This is a genomic window from Aestuarium sp. (assembly GCF_023253315.1).
In the GTDB taxonomy this organism is placed as follows: Bacteria; Pseudomonadota; Alphaproteobacteria; order Rhodobacterales; family Rhodobacteraceae; genus Marivivens; species Marivivens donghaensis.
In genome coordinates, this window is record NZ_JALRGW010000054.1 from 1 (window position 1) to 3,440 (window position 3,440).

2 protein-coding genes are annotated in these 3,440 nt (G+C 44.3%); both read left to right on the plus strand.

The features are described 5' to 3' along the window. The coding region (locus tag AC1QQ2_RS13875; protein ID WP_479713570.1) for a hypothetical protein at positions 1-204 on the plus strand (204 nt) is incomplete at its 5' end. Then, a complete protein-coding gene (locus tag AC1QQ2_RS13880) occupies positions 194-1,849 on the plus strand; it encodes an acyl-CoA carboxylase subunit beta (RefSeq protein ID WP_479713571.1) in 1,656 nt (551 codons plus the stop codon). The genes AC1QQ2_RS13875 and AC1QQ2_RS13880, both read left to right, overlap by 11 nt. The last annotated feature ends 1,591 nt before the right edge of the window (positions 1,850-3,440 follow it).

The following is a 3,440-nucleotide window of genomic DNA, read 5'->3' on the forward strand; positions in this document are numbered from 1 at the left end:
AACTTGTCGGAGCGGTTTGAGCTCGAGGCCCGTGGATTGGACCTTCGCAACCTTAGTCCTAAGATGGAAAGCACCTTGGGGTTTGCTCCATATCCTCAGGTATTTCAGGAAAAAAATGGTTTTCAAAACAACTTGAGTGCCTTAGATCTGTTCTTTAACTTAGGGCGTAGCTCGTGGGACTACCTCACCGAGCTTGAACTATGACAAGAACCACATCACATTCATGAACCTATCCTTCAACAAAAATGACGACGAGCTGAGGCTCTTGCTCAGTGAATTGAGGAAGCGTCAGGCCCAAGTAGAATTGGGCGGAGGTACTGCCAAGCTTCAAAAACAACGCGATCAAGGCAAAATGACCGCACGTGAGCGCATCGCTTACCTGGTTGATCCCAAACAACCCTGTCTAGAAATTGCCTCCTTTGCGGGCGATGGCATGTATGAGGAGTATGGCGGTTGTCCCGCCGGAGGCGTAGTCGTGGTATTGGCCTATATCAAAGGCCGCCAATGTATTGTCGTGGCCAATGATGCCACAGTGAAAGCCGGTGCCTGGTTCCCCATTACGGGAAAGAAGAACCTCAGAGCACAGCAAATAGCCATAGAGAATCGCCTCCCCATCATCTATTTGGTCGATAGCGCGGGAGTTTTCCTACCTCTGCAAGATGAGATCTTCCCTGACCGGGAGCATTTCGGGCGCATATTCCGCAACAATGCCGTGCTATCCAGTATGGGCGTTCCACAGATTTCTGCCATCATGGGGAGTTGTGTGGCGGGCGGGGCCTATTTGCCCATTATGTCCGACGAGAGTTTGATTGTCAAAGGTTCTGGAAGTATTTTCCTGGCCGGATCGTATTTGGTCAAAGCCGCGATCGGTGAGGACATTGATAACGAGACACTTGGAGGAGCCGATACCCACTGTGATATCAGCGGAGTAACGGATTACAAATGTGAAAACGATCAAGAGGCCCTGGATACCATTAAAGGGTTGGTCGACAAACAAGGTGCATTCCCGAAAGCGGGGTTTGATCGAATCGCATCGGTCGCACCAAAACATCCTGGTGAAGATATTTACGGGTACATCCCCCACGACGGCAAGCCATTCGACAATATGCCCATTATTGAATGCATCATTGATGCGGACAGCTGGCAGCCCTATAAGGAGTCCTATGGACAAACCATACATTGGGGCTATGACCGAATAGACGGCTGGGCCGTGGGTATTGTGGCGAACAACAGGTCGATCATTAAAAACGCCAAAGGCGAAATGCAGATTGGCGGAGTGATTTACAGCGATAGCGCGGATAAGGCAGCTCGTTTTGTGGCCAATTGTAACCAAAAGCGCATCCCGCTCATCTTCCTACAAGACGTTACTGGATTTATGGTTGGCTCCAAGAGTGAGCACGGTGGCATCATTAAAGATGGTGCGAAAATGGTCAATGCTGTGGCCAATTCTACGGTGCCGAAGTTCACCGTTATCACCGGCAACAGCTTTGGCGCTGGGAATTATGCCATGAACGGTACGGCTTACGACCCGAGACTTATACTGGCTTGGCCAAACGCCAAGCTGGCCGTAATGGGCGGTGCTCAGGCGGCCAAGGTACTTTTACAGATTGAAAAATCTAGGTTGAAGGCGGCTGGAGAAGAATTGGACCCAAAGGCGCTGAAAGAGCTACAAGAGAAGATTGAGGCGCGCTATGAAGCCCAGATGAGCCCGTATTATGCTGCTTCTCGACTTTGGGTAGATGCGGTCATTGATCCAGCGAAAACCAGACAATGGTTGAGTTACGGTATTGGAATGGCCGATCATAATCCCGATATTCCACGCTACAACCCTGGAGTAATTCAAACCTGATGAAAAAACTACTCGTCGTATTCCTGTTGAGCACCTCGACGCTCTTCGCACAAAGCATGCAACTACACAGAACTGACATGCGTCTTGTCACTATAGACGGATGAGAATTACTAATACAGCCTCTAAGAAGTTAGGATTAAACTGAAGAGAGCTTTGTTGGCTGGCCTCGTTATTTTAACGACTATCATGACTTTGATAATTGGTATAGGCTGGTGCCCAAACTATTTGTAGAATCGAGGTAAAAATTAACCGATAAGACTTTGGGACTGTGTGTTGCTAATAAGTGTCTACACAATTCTGCTGGTGTACTTCTTGTATGTGGGTGTATAGTCATCTCGGCAGTTGCGGACATACGATCGCTAAACTTACCAAATTAAGGCTATCGTGATGACTTATGGAATCAGCTATCTCGTCAAGATAGTCGTCGACATTGTAATAGCCGTCCAATATAAAGGGTTTGCAAGTGAATTCCCTATTTGGATCCTAGAGATCTCTAACCTTGCAGCGCTCTTGCCAATTTTACTTGTCTTTGTTTTACAGAATCAAAATTTTGCTCAGTCCTAAGACAACTAACTTGACGATTCAACATAATCATTAGAGAATTCGATGTCGTCGATGATCATGGTTGATCAGAGCAACTAATAAGATTATTTACTTCCGGACAGATACAAAGAAATTTTAAGAAAATAGTAGCAGCTTGGAAAATAAGGTAGTGGTGGGCCAGAGGTCTTTGACTCGTACGCCATGAAGTTGAGAGCATCAGAATTGCAGCCAGAGTCATCTTAGCAAGTGCTTGCTGAGTAGAGTTTTATCGAGAATGACATTTCTATTGAAATTGATCCGGACACAGTCAACTCATCGAGACCTAGTATGTAAGGACTACAAGATAGAAAATTTGGTAAAGAATAATCATAGGGCAATTTAACGAAAAGAGGGGTTGTAAGGAAGCAATCTAGTGGAAATATGCTTTTAGATATTGTTGCAGGTATTTAATAGCGTTCAACAAAATCAGAGATGAATATCGTGGTCAGCTCTACTTTAAATCATCGCAAGCAGTCAAACGCGAGACTCGAGGGCAGTGGTGAAAACTCAGTCAATGGCTATAAAGATTAGTTGTCTATATGAAGAATTAAATTAAATATTTCTCTTCTTAAAATATATTAAAATGGCACAACGTATAACTGCTTTGAACAACGTGATCACCCAACTCAAAATGGAAGACAAACTCAACTCTAGGGAGCAAGTATCCTAGTTAAAAAAGGATTTAGACTCCATTAAATGATTGTCACAAAACTCAGACGAATACTCATAACGGCGGTTTATATTCATCATAAAGTACTAATGTGACAAACAGAATGTTCGATTTTACACCGAAACGTCCTTGCCGCAGAAATTTATAAATTACCAGGTTGTCGACCGAAGCTTTGACTGATAGATAAATTTAGAAAGAAAAAGCTCGCGAAATGATGTATTCAGCCAAACCCATTCCAAAAGCGTACACACCACAATATATCTTTAGTGATTAGTTACATGAGAAACGGTTGGAAAGTCAAATAAAACTGATATAAGTTGACTAAAAAATATCTGGTTT